16 protein-coding genes are annotated in these 17,372 nt (G+C 45.1%); 10 read left to right on the forward strand and 6 right to left on the reverse strand.

What is annotated here, in order from left to right:
- The first annotated feature begins 966 nt into the window (after positions 1-966).
- Positions 967-2,487, forward strand: a complete 1,521-nt coding sequence (locus P253_RS03470) for a TerC family protein (protein WP_005177562.1) — start codon at positions 967-969, stop codon at positions 2,485-2,487.
- Between the two features lie 99 nt (positions 2,488-2,586).
- Here P253_RS03470 and P253_RS03475 read toward each other — a convergent pair whose 3' ends face one another.
- Complete coding sequence (locus P253_RS03475; protein WP_035363003.1) at positions 2,587-3,444, reverse strand: alpha/beta hydrolase family protein; 858 nt, start codon at positions 3,442-3,444, stop codon at positions 2,587-2,589.
- 117 nt (positions 3,445-3,561) lie between these two features.
- Here P253_RS03475 and P253_RS03480 point away from each other — a divergent pair, with 117 nt between their 5' ends.
- Complete coding sequence (locus P253_RS03480; protein ID WP_005177567.1) at positions 3,562-4,023, forward strand: hypothetical protein; 462 nt, start codon at positions 3,562-3,564, stop codon at positions 4,021-4,023.
- A gap of 84 nt (positions 4,024-4,107) precedes the next feature.
- Here the strand turns inward: P253_RS03480 and P253_RS03485 are convergent, their stop codons facing one another.
- Together P253_RS03485 and brnQ are read right to left on the reverse strand one after the other, a co-directional pair.
- On the reverse strand, positions 4,108-4,353 hold the full coding sequence (locus P253_RS03485) for a hypothetical protein (RefSeq protein ID WP_016658209.1): 246 nt from the start codon (positions 4,351-4,353) through the stop codon (positions 4,108-4,110).
- Positions 4,354-4,842: 489 nt separating this feature from the next.
- The gene (brnQ, locus tag P253_RS03490) at positions 4,843-6,135 is read right to left on the reverse strand and encodes a branched-chain amino acid transport system II carrier protein (protein ID WP_016658208.1); all 1,293 of its coding nucleotides are present in this window, start codon (positions 6,133-6,135) and stop codon (positions 4,843-4,845) included.
- A gap of 343 nt (positions 6,136-6,478) precedes the next feature.
- Between brnQ and map the strand changes: the two genes are divergently transcribed.
- A complete protein-coding gene (gene map / locus P253_RS03495) occupies positions 6,479-7,273 on the forward strand; it encodes a type I methionyl aminopeptidase (RefSeq protein ID WP_016658207.1) in 795 nt (264 codons plus the stop codon).
- A 173-nt stretch (positions 7,274-7,446) separates the two neighbouring features.
- Here map and P253_RS03500 read toward each other — a convergent pair whose 3' ends face one another.
- On the reverse strand, positions 7,447-8,346 hold the full coding sequence (locus P253_RS03500; RefSeq protein ID WP_016658206.1) for a LysR family transcriptional regulator: 900 nt from the start codon (positions 8,344-8,346) through the stop codon (positions 7,447-7,449).
- A gap of 176 nt (positions 8,347-8,522) precedes the next feature.
- Here P253_RS03500 and P253_RS03505 point away from each other — a divergent pair, with 176 nt between their 5' ends.
- Positions 8,523-8,858, forward strand: a complete 336-nt coding sequence (locus tag P253_RS03505) for a hypothetical protein (protein WP_005177579.1) — start codon at positions 8,523-8,525, stop codon at positions 8,856-8,858.
- A 51-nt stretch (positions 8,859-8,909) separates the two neighbouring features.
- On the opposite strand, the gene glnG is transcribed toward P253_RS03505, so the two are convergent.
- Complete coding sequence (glnG, locus tag P253_RS03510; protein WP_016658205.1) at positions 8,910-10,385, reverse strand: nitrogen regulation protein NR(I); 1,476 nt, start codon at positions 10,383-10,385, stop codon at positions 8,910-8,912.
- Positions 10,372-11,481, reverse strand: coding sequence for a nitrogen regulation protein NR(II) (gene glnL, locus P253_RS03515; RefSeq protein ID WP_016658204.1), 1,110 nt, complete (start codon positions 11,479-11,481; stop codon positions 10,372-10,374). The genes glnG and glnL overlap by 14 nt, the downstream gene beginning before the upstream one ends.
- Positions 11,482-11,831: 350 nt before the next feature.
- Between glnL and rimO the strand changes: the two genes are divergently transcribed.
- The 6 genes from rimO (at position 11,832) to ispC (ending at position 17,370) form a co-directional block, all read left to right on the forward strand.
- Positions 11,832-13,175, forward strand: a complete 1,344-nt coding sequence (gene rimO / locus P253_RS03520; protein ID WP_005177586.1) for a 30S ribosomal protein S12 methylthiotransferase RimO — start codon at positions 11,832-11,834, stop codon at positions 13,173-13,175.
- A gap of 48 nt (positions 13,176-13,223) precedes the next feature.
- Positions 13,224-13,952 (forward strand): UMP kinase, encoded by a 729-nt coding sequence (gene pyrH, locus P253_RS03525; protein ID WP_005177594.1) that lies wholly within the window; start codon positions 13,224-13,226, stop codon positions 13,950-13,952.
- Positions 13,953-14,031: 79 nt separating this feature from the next.
- Complete coding sequence (frr, locus tag P253_RS03530) at positions 14,032-14,586, forward strand: ribosome recycling factor (protein WP_005177597.1); 555 nt, start codon at positions 14,032-14,034, stop codon at positions 14,584-14,586.
- 6 nt (positions 14,587-14,592) lie between these two features.
- A complete protein-coding gene (gene uppS / locus P253_RS03535; RefSeq protein WP_005177599.1) occupies positions 14,593-15,345 on the forward strand; it encodes a polyprenyl diphosphate synthase in 753 nt (250 codons plus the stop codon).
- Positions 15,346-15,348: 3 nt separating this feature from the next.
- Positions 15,349-16,173 (forward strand): phosphatidate cytidylyltransferase, encoded by an 825-nt coding sequence (locus tag P253_RS03540; protein ID WP_016658203.1) that lies wholly within the window; start codon positions 15,349-15,351, stop codon positions 16,171-16,173.
- Positions 16,174-17,370: a 1-deoxy-D-xylulose-5-phosphate reductoisomerase gene (ispC, locus tag P253_RS03545; protein WP_016658202.1), complete on the forward strand. Its 1,197-nt coding sequence runs from the start codon at positions 16,174-16,176 to the stop codon at positions 17,368-17,370.
- Positions 17,371-17,372 lie beyond the last annotated feature (2 nt).

Below are 17,372 nucleotides of genomic sequence, written 5' to 3' on the forward strand. Positions count from 1 at the left end.
TGTATTTGTGTGAAATCCCATCACATTTTATTTGAAATGTCATATGCTTAGCAAGTCGTTTTAATCGTATTCGTCAATAAAAGGCTCAGTCAAAGCGGTTTTATCGGGAGATCAGCTGGCTTAGACTGGGATAGTTAGGGAGAGATCATCCCTATTTTAGTCCTGATAAATGGTCACAATCTTCTGTGTAAACTTCAGTATTTCATCTTAAAGATGCGTATTTTTAAAGTGGTTTAGATGAGTAATGAGGATGAAGGTTTTATCCAGCAATCATTCTGCCTAAAACACCCCAAAGTCTTGTCTCCTAAAAAAACAACCATTTTCACTTGATCTTAATTGGCTGTTTTTTTCTGCTTGAAATAGCAACTGATAGAGCGTGACACCTCTCTCGCGCAGTACTTTGATAAACGTATATTTGTTGTATTGTCATATATTTTTATTCGTTATTTTTTGCATGAAAATGATCATGATGATGTTAAGAGTGAAGCATTGAGGTTAGGGACTTGCTTATCTTTCTTCAGGATTTACTTTCAAACCGTTTAAGTAAAAGTAACAAATTGAAAACTGGGCTACATTTATCTCAATACTAGAAATTAGAGTCTTTTAGATAGAAAAATAATATCTTGGAATTTATTTTTTAATAAAATAATAAAAATCAGACATTTATATTTAAGTTTTGAAATCTAACCCCGATTTTTGCTCTGATTGCAGTCATTTATCTCTCTTTGGAATTTTTAATAAAACCTGAAATTTAATTACAAACTTGTACTTTTTTTAAGCAGAAAACTTGGCTTAATTTAACCAATACAGGAATTTACCAAAAAAATTCCGAAAAAATGATTACAAAAATAGAAGATTATGCATAATATTTTTATCTACAGTTGAAAAGGTTAAATTTATGGATCCGTCGCCGGGCCCAGGTCTACATTTCGAATTACACGCTAACCCTATCGGAGAGATGAACTAATGGAGTTTTTATTAGATCCGGGAATTTGGGTTGGTTTAATAACACTTATTATTTTAGAAATTGTTCTAGGTATTGATAACCTAGTCTTTATTGCCATTCTGGCAGAAAAATTACCTCCTGAGCAGCGTGATAAAGCCCGTGTGATTGGCTTGTCTTTGGCTTTGCTCATGCGTTTGGGGTTATTATTCGCAATCTCTTGGTTAGTCACCTTGACTCAACCGCTTATTTCGATATTTGATTTAACATTCTCAGGGCGGGATTTGATTCTCCTGTTCGGTGGTTTGTTCTTGGTCTATAAGGCCGTGACCGAATTGCACGAGAAGATGGAAGGCAAGCCGGAAGTTAAAGTGACCACCAATGTGGTTTATGCCAGCTTCACCGCAGTGGTTGCCCAGATCGTAATCCTGGATGCCGTATTCTCTTTAGACTCTGTTATTACCGCAATTGGTATGGTCGACAACATCTATGTGATGATGGCCGCCATGATTGTAGCAATGGCGGTCATGTTACTGGCGTCTAAACCGCTAACAGCCTTTGTTAACCGTCATCCAACCGTGGTAATCTTGTGTTTAAGCTTCCTGCTGTTGATTGGTATCAGCCTGATTGCAGAAGGTTTTGGTTTCCACATTCCGAAAGGTTATATCTATTCAGGTATTGGTGTAGCCATTGCCATTGAAGCCTTTAACCAGTTTGGGCAGCGTAATGCGGCAAAACATGAAGCGAAAATTCCGCTGCGTCACCGTACTGCAGATTCGATTCTGAAGTTAATGGGCGGCCGTATTGAAACTACGGACATGCATTCAAGTGAAGCACAAGAAACCTTTGCGCATGAAGAGCGTTATATGATTGGCGGCGTATTAACGCTGGCAGAACGTTCGGTTGCGTCGATTATGACGCCGCGTAACCAGATTTCCTGGGTGAACATTGAAGATACACCAGAACAGATTCGTGAGCAGGTATTGTCGGTACCGCACAGTTTATTCCCGGTGTGTCGTGGTAGCCTCGACAAAGTTATCAGTATTGTTCGTGCCAAAGAGCTACTGGATGTGCTGGATGATGAAGAAGCCTTTAAGGCGCTGGTGAAACGTCACCGTCCAATTTACATTTTTGAAAAAATGAAAGTCATTGATGCGATCAATACTTTGCGTACTTCAAAAGGTTCATTGGTATTGGTGAGTGACGAGTTTGGTAATGTGCAAGGTCTGATTTCGCCGCTGGATGTGTTTGAAGCGATTGCCGGTGAGTTCCCGGATGCCGATGAACAGCCAGATTTAATCCGTGTTAACGAGACCACCTGGAAAGCGACCGGTATGCTGGACGTTTATCAGCTTGAGCTGGAACTGGGTATGCTGGATCTGGTGGAAGAAGATGCAGGCTATATTAGTGTTGCCGGCTTAATCTTGGATAAAACCCAGGGCGATGTACAAGTCGGTACGCATCTGGACTATCAGGGCGTACACTTTGAAGTCACCGAGCTGGAAGGTAACCGCATTAAAACCGTGATGATTACCTACGCTTAATTGCCAAAAGTTGGTAAATCAAAAAAGCCTCACTGATGTGGGGCTTTTTCTGTTCTGGTGTTTATTTAAAGCTCATCTTTTTTCAAGAGAGTTGCAGTTTTAGATACGTAACTCGGCCGCAATCACCGGCCACAGGTTCTGGTGAGAGCGTTTAAACATCAGCATATGACCAATTGCTTTGTGGCCATACTGCTGCGGTTTTAGCTCAATCATTCGGGTAGCAGCATTAGGATAGAGGCGCAGTAAATCTTTGACGTTGGCTTCGGTGGCAATCTCATCATCCGAACTCCAGAGTACGCTCATCGGGCTACGGATGTCAGCATGAAAATCTTCAAATACACTTTTGCCAATGGCATTGATTACATAACCAGGTTTGCCACAAAACTCTGCCCATTGCCGGGCCACATTTTTCGGTAAATTTTCGCCCATACCAATGGCCTGGGTTGGGCCATATCCATGGGTAATGCGGGCGATCGGGAAAATGACCTGAAACATTAGTGGCGCCAGTAGTTTGGTGCGTCCTTTAAGGCCTTTGACATGGCCGGTCGAACCCGATACCGCTACAACTTTGGCCACCTTGGCATGGTTGGGGCAAATACCCAGCAGCTGGCCGCCAGCACTATGTCCCAATAAAATCACCTGTTCGGCCTGGCTCAGTTGCAATAGATGCTCGATACCGGCTGCAATGTCCAGTTGGCCCCAATCGACAATACTGGCTTGTGAGTGCTTTAATTTCCCTTGTAAAGAGCCGCCAATACCGCGAAAATCAAAACTGAGCACGTCATAACCTTGCTGGCTTAACCACTCGGCAAAAGGATGATAAAACCCTTGCGTGATGCCAGTCGCGGGACAAATTAGGACAGGGTAAGGCTGCTTTTTAGCCTGATGGGTGTAGAAGCGCCCACTCAGCTGATAGCCATCTGCGCAGGTAATATGGACGGGGTCAAACGAAGTCATAGGATGAACATTAAAAAAAGTGAATGACTCTAATGTAAAGGAGTTTGCTGTGAATGCAGTTGCAATCTCTGACTTCGGGGTCATGCAGTAAGGCAATTCAAATAAGGACAAAACGAAATGAATGCAATGGATCTTGATGTTGCGGTGAAAGGGGCGATTCTGGCCAGCGGTATATTTTTATGGGTGGGCATGCTGACCGGGGTATGGAAATACTGGCAGATTCGGCATTCACCACAGGCGCGTGCTCATTATTATGTCGATATTGCGCATCGTAGCAGTTTGCTCTATGCGCCGGCCAGTCTGATTCTGGCAGCCATGGCTTATTTTTCGGTATGGTCCACCGAACTGAATTTGCTACTGGTGGCAATTAACCTGTTTTTCTTTGCTTTTTCAATCTTGAGTTATGCACTGCATGGTTATTTAAAGGACACCACCAATCAGTTTAAAACTCCGCATCAGTTGGGCAAATGGCATCTGCCAAAAAGTTTAATGAGTCTGGCGATGTTGCTGCTGGTACTGGGTGAGGTACTGGCCACCTTGCTACTGGTGGTGGGTGCGGGATTATATTTATGGGCTTAAGGGTGTGTGGCCAAGCAGTATAAAAAGCTATTTTTCTGATTCTGAGCAGATGGATGAATGCTCATCCATCTGGGTCGGTTAAAATTAAGAGTTGTGCTGATCAATGGGAGCCGGCTGTCGATATTTTTCATCGACCACAGCCCAAATATAGAAGGCGATACAGACGATTAGTGCGTAGATAAAGTATGCCGGTTTCAGGTTACCCTGAATCAATCCTTGAAAGACCAGCGTCAGCAGCAGCGCAAAGGTGGTGCTGAGGAAAGTCACTAAATTGTTATTTGCCTTCAGAGCGTTAATGAAGACTTGCTTATTGAAATGTAATGATAACATCTCCATCCCTCCTGTATTTTGATCAAAAACAGACTATTTTGATCGGATTAGTTTGTTTAGTTGTACTGCGAATTGCAGTGTATTTCAAGCGCCTATCGCAATATTTTGAAAGAACATAGTGTGTATAAATAAATGCTCAAATTCAGTTCATTTATTTACGGAATATTAGGGCATCACTGTAAAGAAGTGAGTAAAGATGTAGCATTATTTATGCCAGCTTAACAATAGGGCAGCTATTAGGCTTTGGTAGAAGGTATGCAAAAAGAGGGTAAAGAGCAGCATTGCGCTGAATTGAAGGGTTTCAGAGAATGAGGAGAAGCGAAAGTGGATGAGCTTACTTCAATAGGCTTAGAAGTTAAGCAAGATTGAGCTAAACCAGACTGAAAGAAAGTGACACAATAAGAGTCAGTTTGGGTAAAACTTGACCATTATTGAGCAATTTAAAATCGGGTTTGGGTAAAACCAGACTTTAACGACTCGGGTTAAGGCTTAGTGTTTAACCTTGTCGATCACAATACAAATCAGCAGGACAATGGCAGATGGAATCAGCCAGGCCAGGTTTTGCGCGCTTAACGGTAAGTTCAGTAAAGCTTCTGGTAAAAAGCCATCTAGCCCTGCTACTTTTAAGCCATCAATCACGCCAAAGAATAAGGCTACTGCAGTGACCGGACGAATTACACGCGCTGGAGAATGGAAGTTTTTCCAGAAAAAGCCCAGTAAGATCACTACAATCGCAGGTGGATAAATCGCGCTCAATACCGGCACTGAGAGTGCAATCAGTTTGGTCAGACCGAGGTTGGAAATCACCAATGAGAAACCGACTAAGACAAATACCCAAGTACGATACCTAATGCGGGTAATTTGCGAGAAGTATTCTGCACAGGCACAGGTCAGGCCAATCGCGGTTACCATACAGGCAATGAAAATCATGGCACTTAAGAACAGGGAACCTAAGTCACCAAAAGCATGTTGCACATAGGCATGCAGGATCACTGCGCCATTGGTTGCATTCGGTGCTACTTCATGACTGCCCAAGCCCAGTTTGAACAGGCTTAAATACACTAGGGTTAAACCGATACCAGAGATCAGTCCGGCAATCATGGCGTATTTGATCATCAGCTTTTTATCGCTGACCCCACGCGAACGCATGGCATTAATAATCACAATACCAAATACCAAGGCACCCAAGGTATCCATGGTTAAATAACCATTGACGAAACCTTCCGAGACTGGACTGTTGATATAGTTATTAATGGCTGGCGGAATATGACCCGCGGGAATGAAAGTTGCTGCAACACCCAGAATAATTAACGATAAAATTTTCAGGGGCGACAGGAAATAACCCACCGTATCCAGAATCTTGTTGGGATACAGCGCAACAATGGTCACCACAATAAAGTAGATCAGACTGTAAATCAGCAAGCTGCTCGGGGCTGCACCAAAATAAGAGGAGAAACCAATTTCATAAGAAACGGTTGCGGTACGGGGAATGGCAAATAAAGGGCCTACCGCTAAATAACACACCACGGTCAAAATCAGGCTGGCTGCTTTGCCCAGTGGCGAACTTAAAAGCTGGATCGAACCTTCTACACGAGACAGGGCAATAATGGTCAACACCGGCAAGCCCACGGCTGTAATTAAAAAGCCGAAAGCTGCTAACCAAACGTGTTCACCTGCCTGCTGTGCAACAATAGGCGGAAAGATAATATTGCCGGCACCGATAAATAGTGCAAAGGTCATTAAACCTAAGGCAATAATATCCCGTGTACGTAAACTCGTCATAAGGGAGATAGATCGGTTAAACAAAAGAAAGCGATTCTAGAACATGGCAACTGCTTTGGCTAATTTATTTTATAAATCTTATGAATTATTTTTATATCTTGGCTTGGGAAATTGATCGGGTTGTCAAAAATTAGTGAAACTATATTGTTGATTTAATTTTTAAAAGATGAAAACTGTTAAATATCAAAAGATAAATTTGAAAAAACAGTCAATAAATATAAAGGTTTTTAACTGTTGAATATTTAAGCAGTAGTGGGTTTGTGGCAGATGGAACCGCTTGTGATCAAACAAAAGTCACTGAAAAGGACTATACTAAGCAAATGTTTCATAGGGGATTTTAAGCATGAGAGCGTCTGCCGTATCGATTAAAACCGAGCAGGATTTAGAAAAATTACGTGTTTCAGGTCGTTTGGCTGCTCAGGTTTTGGCGATGATCGGGGAGCATATCAAGCCGGGCGTGACCACTGAATATCTAGATGACCTGTGCCACGACTATATTGTCAATACCTTGCAGGTGATTCCGGCCAATGTTGGCTATTGCGGCTATACCAAAACCACCTGTATTTCACCGAATGAAGTGGTTTGTCACGGTATTCCATCTGCGTCGGTTGTGCTTCAAGATGGCGATATTATCAATATTGATGTGGCGGTAATTAAAGACGGCTACTACGGCGATACCAGTCGCATGTATTACGTTGGGACAATCAAGCCGGAAGCGAAAAGACTGGTCGAAACCACCTATGCGGCGATGGTCGCAGGGATTCATGCGGTGAAGCCGGGTGCGACTTTAGGCGATGTTGGTCATGCAATTCAAACTGTCGCGCAGCAGGCCGGCTATAAAGTGGTGCGTGAATATTGCGGGCATGGTATTGGTAAAATTTATCATGAACAGCCAAGTGTACTGCACTATGGCCAGCCGGGTCAGGGGCTACAACTCAAGCCAGGTATGGTGTTCACGATTGAACCGATGGTTAATGCCGGCGGCTCCAGAGTCAAAGAGCTCAATGATGGCTGGACCGTCGTGACCACCGATAAATCACTTTCTGCACAGTGGGAACATATGATTGCCGTGACTGAAACCGGCTTTGAAGTGCTGTCGCCGTGGCCGGAAGGTACTGGAGAATACCCGGAAATCTAGCTATAAAACGGCTTATTTATACTTTAAAAGTATTAAGTGATATAAATTAGCTATTTGTTAATGCTGTCTTTTGTACATATTATGTATTTATAGATTCTTGCTGTAGTTTCTAGTTTTTATAGCTTATCCATCCCTGGATAAGCTTTTTTTTGCCTGAAATTTGATGGTTGGCTTTAACGCTGTGACAGTTTTTCCACTAGAAAATCAATAAACACCCGTACCGCCGGTAACAGACCACGGCGGGATGGATACACGGCATGAAAAACCCCGTGCGGCGCACGCCAGTTTGGTAACACGCGTACCAGTTCGCCTGACTGAATATAGGGTTCCACAATATTGTCCGGGAGCAGGGCAATCCCACAGTCCTGACGGGCCAGTTGTGCCTGTAGCATCAGATCCGAACCCATTACGGTCGGGTTGACTTTAATTTTCTTCTGCCGCTGATGTTCATCATAGACCACAATATGCTGATCGACATGATCATCAGCCATACTGAGAATATGATGCTTGGCCAGATCTTCCGGCTGTTTCAGGTCGCCGTGCTGGTTTAAATAGGCCTGACTGGCAAAGAGATGCTGTTCAATGGTTTCAAAGGTACGAATCACCAGATTCGGATCATCATCCAGATTGCTGCGTACACGCAAGGCCAGATCAATCCCTTCATTAATCAGATCAACCCGGCGGTTACTGACCAGAAGCTGGACTTTAATTTCCGGATAGGTCTTTAAAAATTCCGGCAGAATTCTGGACATTTCATTCTGGGCAATGGAGACCGGCAGGCTAACTTTAATCAGGCCGCGCGGCTGAATACTCAGATGATCAACCAGATCATGCGCTGCCTGTGCTGCATTGGCCATCACCTGTGCATGTCGATACACGTTCATGCCAATATCGGTTACGGCAAAATGGCGGGAATTGCGCTGAATCAGGCGCACGCCCAAACGTTCTTCCAGATTGTGCACACGGCGGCTCAGTTTGGATTTGGGGATATCGGTTGCACGTTCTGCGGCGCTAAAACCGCCATGCTCAACCACCTGGGCAAAGCAGTAAAAATCATCGAGGTCCGAAAGCATGTGTAGTTATTCCATTTATGCAACGATAAGCAGATTAAATTATGATTGTTCTGGGCTGTCAATTTGATTTGTGCGGTTTTTGCAGCGTCTCTTTTCGCCTTTGTGATGCGTGGCGAGCTTAAGTTATGGCTACAAATCCTTTACACTAAGGATAAAGTCCATGAGATGATCAATACATGTCTTATCAACTGATTCAACAGCCCGATGCCGATGCCAACGTGATTTGTCCTTGCTGCCAGCAGGCGATTATTGACTGGTCACAAGAGCAGTATATTCAGCCCTGTGAGCATACGCTGTTTGTGGCGCTGGATTTGGGTTTTGAATATATTGCCGATGTATTTGAAGCAACCATGGCGCGTAGTGTCGATGAAATTCACGCACATGATGATCAGCTCAATATGTTTCAGGAACTGACCACAGCCAGCTTTCCGCATTATCTGATCATTCGCACTGATTTGGGTGTGCAGGATTTATCGCGTTATATCGGCATTGCTGTGCCGGAATCCAATTAAAAAAATAAGCTCCATAAGGAGCTTATTTTTTATCATAAAGATCAGGCTGGTTTAGCCTTCAATTTCTTCCTCGACATCATCATCAGCACTGTCCATGCCCAGTTCTTTCAGCTTGCGGGTCAGGGTATTACGTCCCCAGCCCAGCAGTTCAGCGGCATGGCGTTTGCGGCCACGGGTCTGTTGCAGCGCGGCATTAATCAGGGTGCGTTCAAACATCGGTGTGGCGATGTCCAGAATTTTCATTTCGCCGTTTTTCAGTTTCTGTACCGCCCATTGACCCAGCAGCTCATCCCAGTGATGGATCGAGACGCGGTCTAAATGCAGATTGGCCGGTACATCGCCTGATTTTTCAATTGGAATCTGTTTCAGTTCCGAAGGTAAATCTTCCGGATAGACTTCACGGCCGGTAATCATGACGGTTAACCAGCGGCAGGTGTTTTCCAGTTGACGAACGTTGCCTTGCCAAGGCAATTGCTGCATATATTCTTGGGTTTCCGGACGCAAGATTTTCGGGCTCACACCTAGCTCTTTACCGGCACGCGCCAGGAAGTGCTGCGCCAGCATTGGAATATCTTCACTACGATGCGCCAGTTTTGGAATATGAATCCGGATGACGTTCAGACGGTGATACAAGTCTTCACGGAAACGGCCTTCGTGTACCAGCTTTTCCAGATCTTGGTGCGTTGCAGCAACAATACGCACATCTACCTTCACCGGAATATGGCCACCAACACGGTAGAATTCACCATCGGCTAAAACACGTAATAAACGGGTCTGGGTTTCAAATGGCATATCGCCAATTTCATCCAGGAACAAGGTGCCGCCATTGGCCTGTTCAAAACGGCCCTGACGCTGGGTGTTGGCGCCGGTAAAGGCACCTTTTTCATGACCAAATAATTCGGTTTCAATCAGGTCTTTCGGAATGGCGGCCATGTTGAGCGCAATAAACGGCTTGCTGCTACGCGGTGAATGGCGATGCAGGGCATGCGCCACCAGTTCTTTACCGGTCCCCGATTCACCATTAATCAACACGGTAATATGCGATTGCGATAAGCGGCCAATGGCACGGAATACTTCCTGCATTGCTGGTGATTCACCAATAATTTCGGTCGACTGAATGGGCTGTGCGGTTTTGGCTGATTCCTGTTGCTGTAATTTGGTGATATGCAAAATGGCACGATTGACCAGCGCTAGCGCTTCATCAATATCAAACGGTTTTGGCAAATATTCAAAGGCGCCGGTCTGATAGCTCGACACTGCAGATTCCAGATCTGAATGTGCGGTCATGATAATCACCGGTAAATCCGGATAGCTGGCTTTGACTTTACCGAGGAAGGTCAGGCCATCAATACCCGGCATACGGATATCGGTCAGGATTACATCCGGTGCATCGACACCCAGTTGCTCCAGGGCAGATTGGGCTTCTTCAAAACTGGTAACGTCAAAGCCTTCTTCCTTGAAGGTTTTTTCCAGTACCCAGCGCATGGCACGATCATCATCAATTACCCAAATTTTATTTCGCGACATGGTTAGACTCCCAAGGTATATATAAGCTAAATATTGTTTTTCCTGGAACAGATTGGCACTCAATCATTCCGTTGTGTTGATGCATAATATTCTGTGCGATGCTCAGGCCCAGTCCGGTGCCTTTGGCGCGCGCCGTAACCAGCGGATAGAACACCGATTCAATAATTTCTTCCGGCACACCGGGGCCGTTGTCTTCAATATCAATCCGTACCACCGAACGATGAATCACGCCATTAATGGTGACCAGGCGCTGAATACGGGTTCTTAAAATCAGTTCGGGCTGATGTTCTGCAAAGAATTCCTTGTTTTCCATCATGGCCTGTACCGCATTGACGCTAATATTCAGCATGACCTGAATCAGCTGGTCACGATCCGCCATGACTTCCGGCAACGACAGGTCATAATCTCGAATGATTTTGACTTTTTTCTTGGTCTGGTTGGCAATCAGCGAACGCACGCGTTCCAATGGTTCATGAATATTGACCAGTTCATAGCTTGGTAACTGACGTGAACCGAGCATGGTATCGGCCAGATTTCTGAGCCGATCGACTTCATTAATAATAATGTCGGTAAACTCTGCATATTGAGAGTCATTCAGACTTCGCGCCAGTAGCTGGGTTGCACCGCGAATCCCGGCCAGCGGGTTTTTAATTTCATGCGCCACGCCGCGCACCAGTTGCCGCGCCACCTGATGCTGTTGAATCAGATTTTCTTCTTTGGAAATTTTCAGCATCCGGTCAATCGGATTCAGTTCAATCAGCAATAAAGGATGATAGCTTTTGCCGGCATTCAGCTGCGAAGCGGTGTAATCGACATGAATGTCTTTAAAGTTGACATTAATGGTAGCTTCACGGCGGGTATAAGGCTGTCCGGTGCTTAAGGTATTTTGTAGCGCTTCGTAGGTATTAAATTCATCGGTCGGGAGATGCAGTAAATTCATTACCGGCTGTCCGGCAGCACGCAATAAACTGATATCAAACAGCGCCTCACAAGAGGAATTGAGGTAAAAAATATTCAGGTTGCTGTCAACCAGTAAAATGGCAGTGGTCAAATTGTCCACTAAAAGGCGATAGTCGATAGCCGGGCTTTGATCCATTAGCGGTGGCATCCTGTATTAAAATAGCGCAATGGCATCTTCATAAAGCAATAGGTTTCTGAATTAAGAACGTTAATGATGCAAATTAAGCAAAATGCACGCCAACTTTGTTCAAATTCCTGTAAATCAAGCCAATTTATGAGAAAAATGCGCTGAAATGGACGGGTTGATTCAGGTATAGCGGATAACGCCAGTGCTGTAAACCAAAAGTGAATCAAAATGGTGCAATATTGTGTATAAGCCGGCTTTAGTGGTTGTATTTTGGTGCATTATGCAAAGAGTGGGCTATTTCTCTATTTTTATGGCCAGAAAAGTCATACAATACGCGCATTCTAGTGGAGCGCAGATTCATGAAGTCCCCCAAAGTCGGTTTTGTTTCTTTAGGTTGTCCTAAGGCATTGGTAGATTCTGAACGAATTTTAACTCAGTTAAAGACTGAAGGTTATGATGTCGCATCGGATTATGACGGTGCTGATTTAGTCGTGGTTAACACCTGTGGTTTTATTGAATCTGCAGTACAAGAGTCTTTAGACGCCATTGGCGAAGCCATGAATGCCAATGGTCGCGTCATTGTGACTGGCTGTTTAGGTAAAGACGAAGACAAGATTCGTCAAATGCATCCGAATGTCTTAAAAGTGACTGGTGCAGCAGCCTATGAAGAAGTTATGGATGCCGTGCATCAGTATGTGCCGGAGCCACCAAAGCACAATCCGTTTATTGATCTGGTGCCAGAACAGGGGATCCGTTTAACCCCGAAACATTATGCCTACCTGAAAATCTCAGAAGGCTGTAACCACCGTTGTACCTTCTGTATCATCCCGAGCATGCGTGGTGATTTGGTCTCCCGTCCGGTCGGTTCTGTTCTGGAAGAAGCCGCAGCGCTGAAACGTGCTGGTGTAAAAGAAGTCCTGGTCATTTCTCAAGATACCTCAGCTTATGGTGTGGATACCAAATACAAACTGGATTTCTGGAACGGCCAGCCGGTTAAAACCAAATTCTATGACATGTGTGAAGCCCTGGGCCAGTTGGGTATCTGGGTCCGTTTGCATTATGTCTATCCTTATCCGCACGTCGATGCTGTGATTGACCTGATGGCTCAAGGTAAAATCTTGCCGTATCTGGATATTCCATTCCAGCATGCCAGTCCGAAAATCCTGAAACTGATGAAACGTCCGGCGCACAGTGAAAATACACTAGAGCGCTTAAATGTATGGCGTGAAAAATGTCCGGATCTGGTGATTCGTTCGACCTTCGTGGTTGGCTTCCCGGGTGAAACCGAAGAAGACTTCCAGATGTTGCTAGACTGGTTGAAAGAAGCGCAGCTGGATCGTGTCGGTTGCTTCACTTATTCACCGGTTGAAGGTGCAACCGCGAATGATCTGCCAGATCATGTCCCGGAAGAAATCAAGCAGGAACGTTATGAACGTTTCATGCAGGTGCAGCAGGAAATTTCAGCTGCAAAACTGCAAAAACGCATTGGTCAGACCATGACTGTGCTGGTGGATGATCTGGAAGAAGAATTCCCGGTTGCCGTTGCACGTTCTTATGCAGATGCACCTGAAATTGATGGTAACGTGTTTGTTGAAGATATCGACAAGTCAAAAATTAAAGCAGGCGATTTGCTTGAAGTCGAAATTACCGATGCAGATGAATACGATTTATTTGCCAAGCTGATTGCGATCAAATCTGCTTAAGTACTCATATACAGAAAAAATTTAAATTAAATACTTTGGAGTTTGATGATGTTGGATTCTAAAAAGCCACGTTATGAACGTATTTTGCTGAAGCTTTCAGGCGAGGCACTGGCGGGTAACAAGGATATGGGGATTGATGCACAAATCCTTGATCAGATGTCTTTGGCAATTGCGCACCTGGTGGGTCTGGGTGTGCAGGTCGGTATCGTGGTCGGTGGCGGTAACCTGTACCGTGGCAGCCAGTTACAAAAAGATGGTCTGGTTGGTCGTGTGACTGGTGACCAGATGGGTATGCTGGCAACTGTGATGAACGGTCTGGCCATGCGTGATGCTTTAGTACGCCGTAACATTAAAACACGTCTGCTTTCAGCACTGCCAATAGGTACCGTTGTAGAATCTTATTCAAGCCGTGATGCAATTCGCCACTTAACTCAAGGTGAAGTGTGCGTATTCGTTGCCGGTACAGGTAACCCGTTCTTTACCACAGATACGGCAGCCTGCTTGCGTGGTATTGAAATTGAAGCCAATCTGATTCTGAAAGCCACCAAGGTAGATGGCGTTTATAACAAAGATCCAAGCAAATACGAAGATGCGGTGAAATATGACACCCTGACGTTCGATCAGGTGTTAGATGAAAAGCTCGGCGTGATGGATTTAACCGCAATCTGCTTATGCCGTGACCACAATGTACCGTTACAGGTATTCGATATGAATAAAGCCGGCGCTTTACTTTCAGTGGTTATGGGTGAAAAAGAAGGAACTCACGTTACGAACTAATGTACGTGGGCCTGAAAGCTCTTTATACTACACGCTATTTTAGTAATTACATCTTAAAGAATTAAGTAAGGAAGATCATATGATTAACGATCTTAAAAAAGACAGCGAACAGCGTATGCAAAAGACTCTGGAGTCTTTGGAGCAAGGTTTTGCCAAAGTTCGTACCGGCCGTGCCCATCCATCAATCTTAAACGGTGTGATGGTTCCTTACTATGGCTCAGATGTGCCGTTAAACCAGGTGGCGAACGTGGGTGTTGAAGATTCACGTACTCTAATCGTACAGCCATTTGAACGTACCATGGTGTCTGCAATTGACAAGGCGATTCGTGAGTCTGACCTCGGTCTGAACCCGATTACCGCTGATTCGATTCGTGTGCCGCTACCAGCTTTAACCGAAGAAACCCGTAAAGACATGCAGAAAGTTGCGCGTTCTGAAGCGGAAAATGCCAAAGTGGCGATTCGTAACATCCGTCGTGACGTCTTGGGCGATATCAAAGCATTGTTGAAAGAAAAAGAAATTTCTGAAGATGATGAACGTCGTGCAGGTGATGATATCCAGAAAATCACCGACAAATATGTTGCTGAAGTCGACAAGCGTTTGGCTGCTAAAGAAGCTGAGTTGATGAAGGTCTAATTGTCGATGACCACATCTGAAGACTGTCAGACGCTTCCAAAACATGTTGCCATCATCATGGATGGCAACAACCGTTTTGCCAAGAAAAATCAATTGCAAAAAGGCGACGGTCACCGTGAAGGTAAAAATATTCTAGATCCGATTGTTGACTATTGTCGCAGCAAACACATTCAGGCACTCACCGTTTTTGCATTTTCAAGTGAAAACTGGAATCGTCCGCAATATGAAGTTGATTTACTCATGCAATTGCTGGAAGACACGATTCATGAGCAAATGCCGCGCATGGAAAAATACCAGATTGCCTTGCGTTTTATTGGTGATCGCAGCCGTTTATCCCCACATCTACGTGACTTGATGTTGCATGCTGAACAAAGGACTGCTAAGTTCAGTAGCATGACTTTAACCATTGCTATCAGTTATGGGGGCATGTGGGATATGGCAGAAGCAGCCAAACAGATTGCGGCTGATGTACTGGCCAATAAAGTCGCGCTGGAACAGATTGATAGCACGCTGTTCGGTCAATATGTGTGCCTAGGTGATTTACCGCCTGTGGACCTGTTGATCCGTACGGGTGGTGATTATCGGCTGTCCAATTTCTTGCTTTGGCAGGCCGCGTATGCCGAACTGTACTTTACTCCGACCTTGTGGCCAGAGTTTAGTGTGGAAGAGCTGGATGATGCGTTTCATGTGTTTGCAGGACGCGAACGTCGCTTTGGAAAAACTTCAGAGCAAATCCAACAAGAGAAACTTGAGAATTAATACATGTTAGAGCGGATAATTACCGCATTGGTATTGGTCGCTGTGGTGCTGAGCTGTATGTTTGCAACTCAGTCCCATTATCCAATGTTTGTGCTGATGATTTTTGCAGCAGGGGTTGCGGGCTATGAGTGGTTCAAACTCATGCCAAGAACAACAAAATATGTCATCAAGCCCATGGCTTGGGGTTATGGTCTGGTGACCGCCGCTCTTTCCGCGCTTGCTTTATATTTTAGTGATATTGCGTTATTGCTGTGGTCAGCCTCGATTTTAACCTGGTTGCTCAGCCTGTATTGGGTGAAATCCTATCCTGAATATGATGGCTGGTACAATCCAAGCCTGAACTTTATTGGCTTTGTGCTCATTTCTGCCGCCGTGACTGCCATTTATGTGGTCTGGACCCATTCACCGTGGTGGCTGATGTATCTGTTCCTACTGGTTTGGGGTGCAGATTCTGGCGCTTATTTTGTCGGACGCAAGTTTGGTAAAAAGAAACTGGCACCACATGTCAGTCCAAACAAATCGGTGGAAGGTTTATATGGTGGCGTGTTTACCGCCATCCTGATTGTGCTGTTTGTAGAAATTGTCTATCTGGACTTAAGCCTGACCCAACATATTTTATTCCTGATTCTGTCCATGATAACCGTGTTTAGTTCGGTACTGGGCGATCTGTTTGAATCCATGATCAAACGCCGTGCCGGAATTAAAGACTCTGGTCGTATTCTGCCAGGACATGGTGGAGTGCTGGACCGCATTGACTCCTTGCTCGCAGCGGCTCCAATCTTTGCTGCAAGCATGTATGTACTGAAACTTATTGGCGTAGATTTATAGATGTTACAATCTGTTTGTATATTGGGTGTTACAGGTTCAATTGGTCAAAGCACCTTAAAAATACTGCAACAACATCCTGAAAAATATTCGGTATATGCCGTAACGGCTCACAGTCGTATTGCTGAGCTGGTTGAAATATGCAAACAGTTTCATCCCAAAGTGGCCGTGGTACCTGCTGCACAGGTCGATTCCTTAAGACAGCTGTTACAGCAGGCCAATCTTGCCGATATTGAAATCCTCTGTGATGAAGCTGGTTTAATAGCTGTGGCTTCACATCCTGAAGTGGATGTGGTGATGGCGGCAATTGTTGGTGCCGCAGGTTTAATGCCAACGTTGGCCGCAGTGCAGGCCGGTAAGCGCGTGCTACTGGCCAATAAAGAAGCTCTGGTGATGTCCGGTGACCTGATGATGCAGGCAGCGCGTGATCATGGCGCTTTATTATTGCCGGTCGATTCCGAACACAATGCAATTTTCCAGTGCCTGCCGCAAAACTATTTTGAGGTCGAGCGTAATGGTCAACCAAAACTGGGTGTGCAGCAGATTCTGCTGACCGCATCGGGTGGGCCATTTTTAAATCATAGTCTGGAACAGTTACACAGTGTGACCCCGGCGCAAGCCTGTAAACATCCCAATTGGTCTATGGGTCAAAAAATTTCCGTCGATTCCGCCACCCTGATGAACAAGGGTCTGGAGCTGATTGAAGCCTGCCATTTGTTCGCAGTAAAAGAACAATTTGTTACAGTGGTGGTGCATCCACAGAGTATTATTCACTCCATGGTTCAATATGTCGATGGAACAACTTTGGCGCAAATGGGTAATCCGGATATGTGTACGCCAATTGCGCATGCGTTGGCTTGGCCGGAACGTCTGCAGACGCATGTTCCGCCGCTGGATTTATTTATCCATTCACAGCTGAATTTTCAGGCACCGGACACCACGCGTTTCCCGGCCTTAAAGCTGGCACGTCAAGCCATGCAGGCAGGTGGTATTGCACCGACCTTGCTAAATGCGGCCAATGAAATTGCAGTGGCATCTTTCTTGCAAAACCAGCTTGGGTTTACCCAGATTCCAGAAATTGTTGAACAGACCCTGAATCATCTGGCCAATCGCGCCGCAGATTCAATTGAAACCATTCTTCAGGCAGACCAGAATGCCCGTGCTTTTGCACAGCAGTGTGTGATTCAGACAGGAAGCTAAGA

It is taken from the genome of Acinetobacter indicus CIP 110367 (assembly GCF_000488255.1).
In the GTDB taxonomy this organism is placed as follows: Bacteria; Pseudomonadota; Gammaproteobacteria; order Pseudomonadales; family Moraxellaceae; genus Acinetobacter; species Acinetobacter indicus.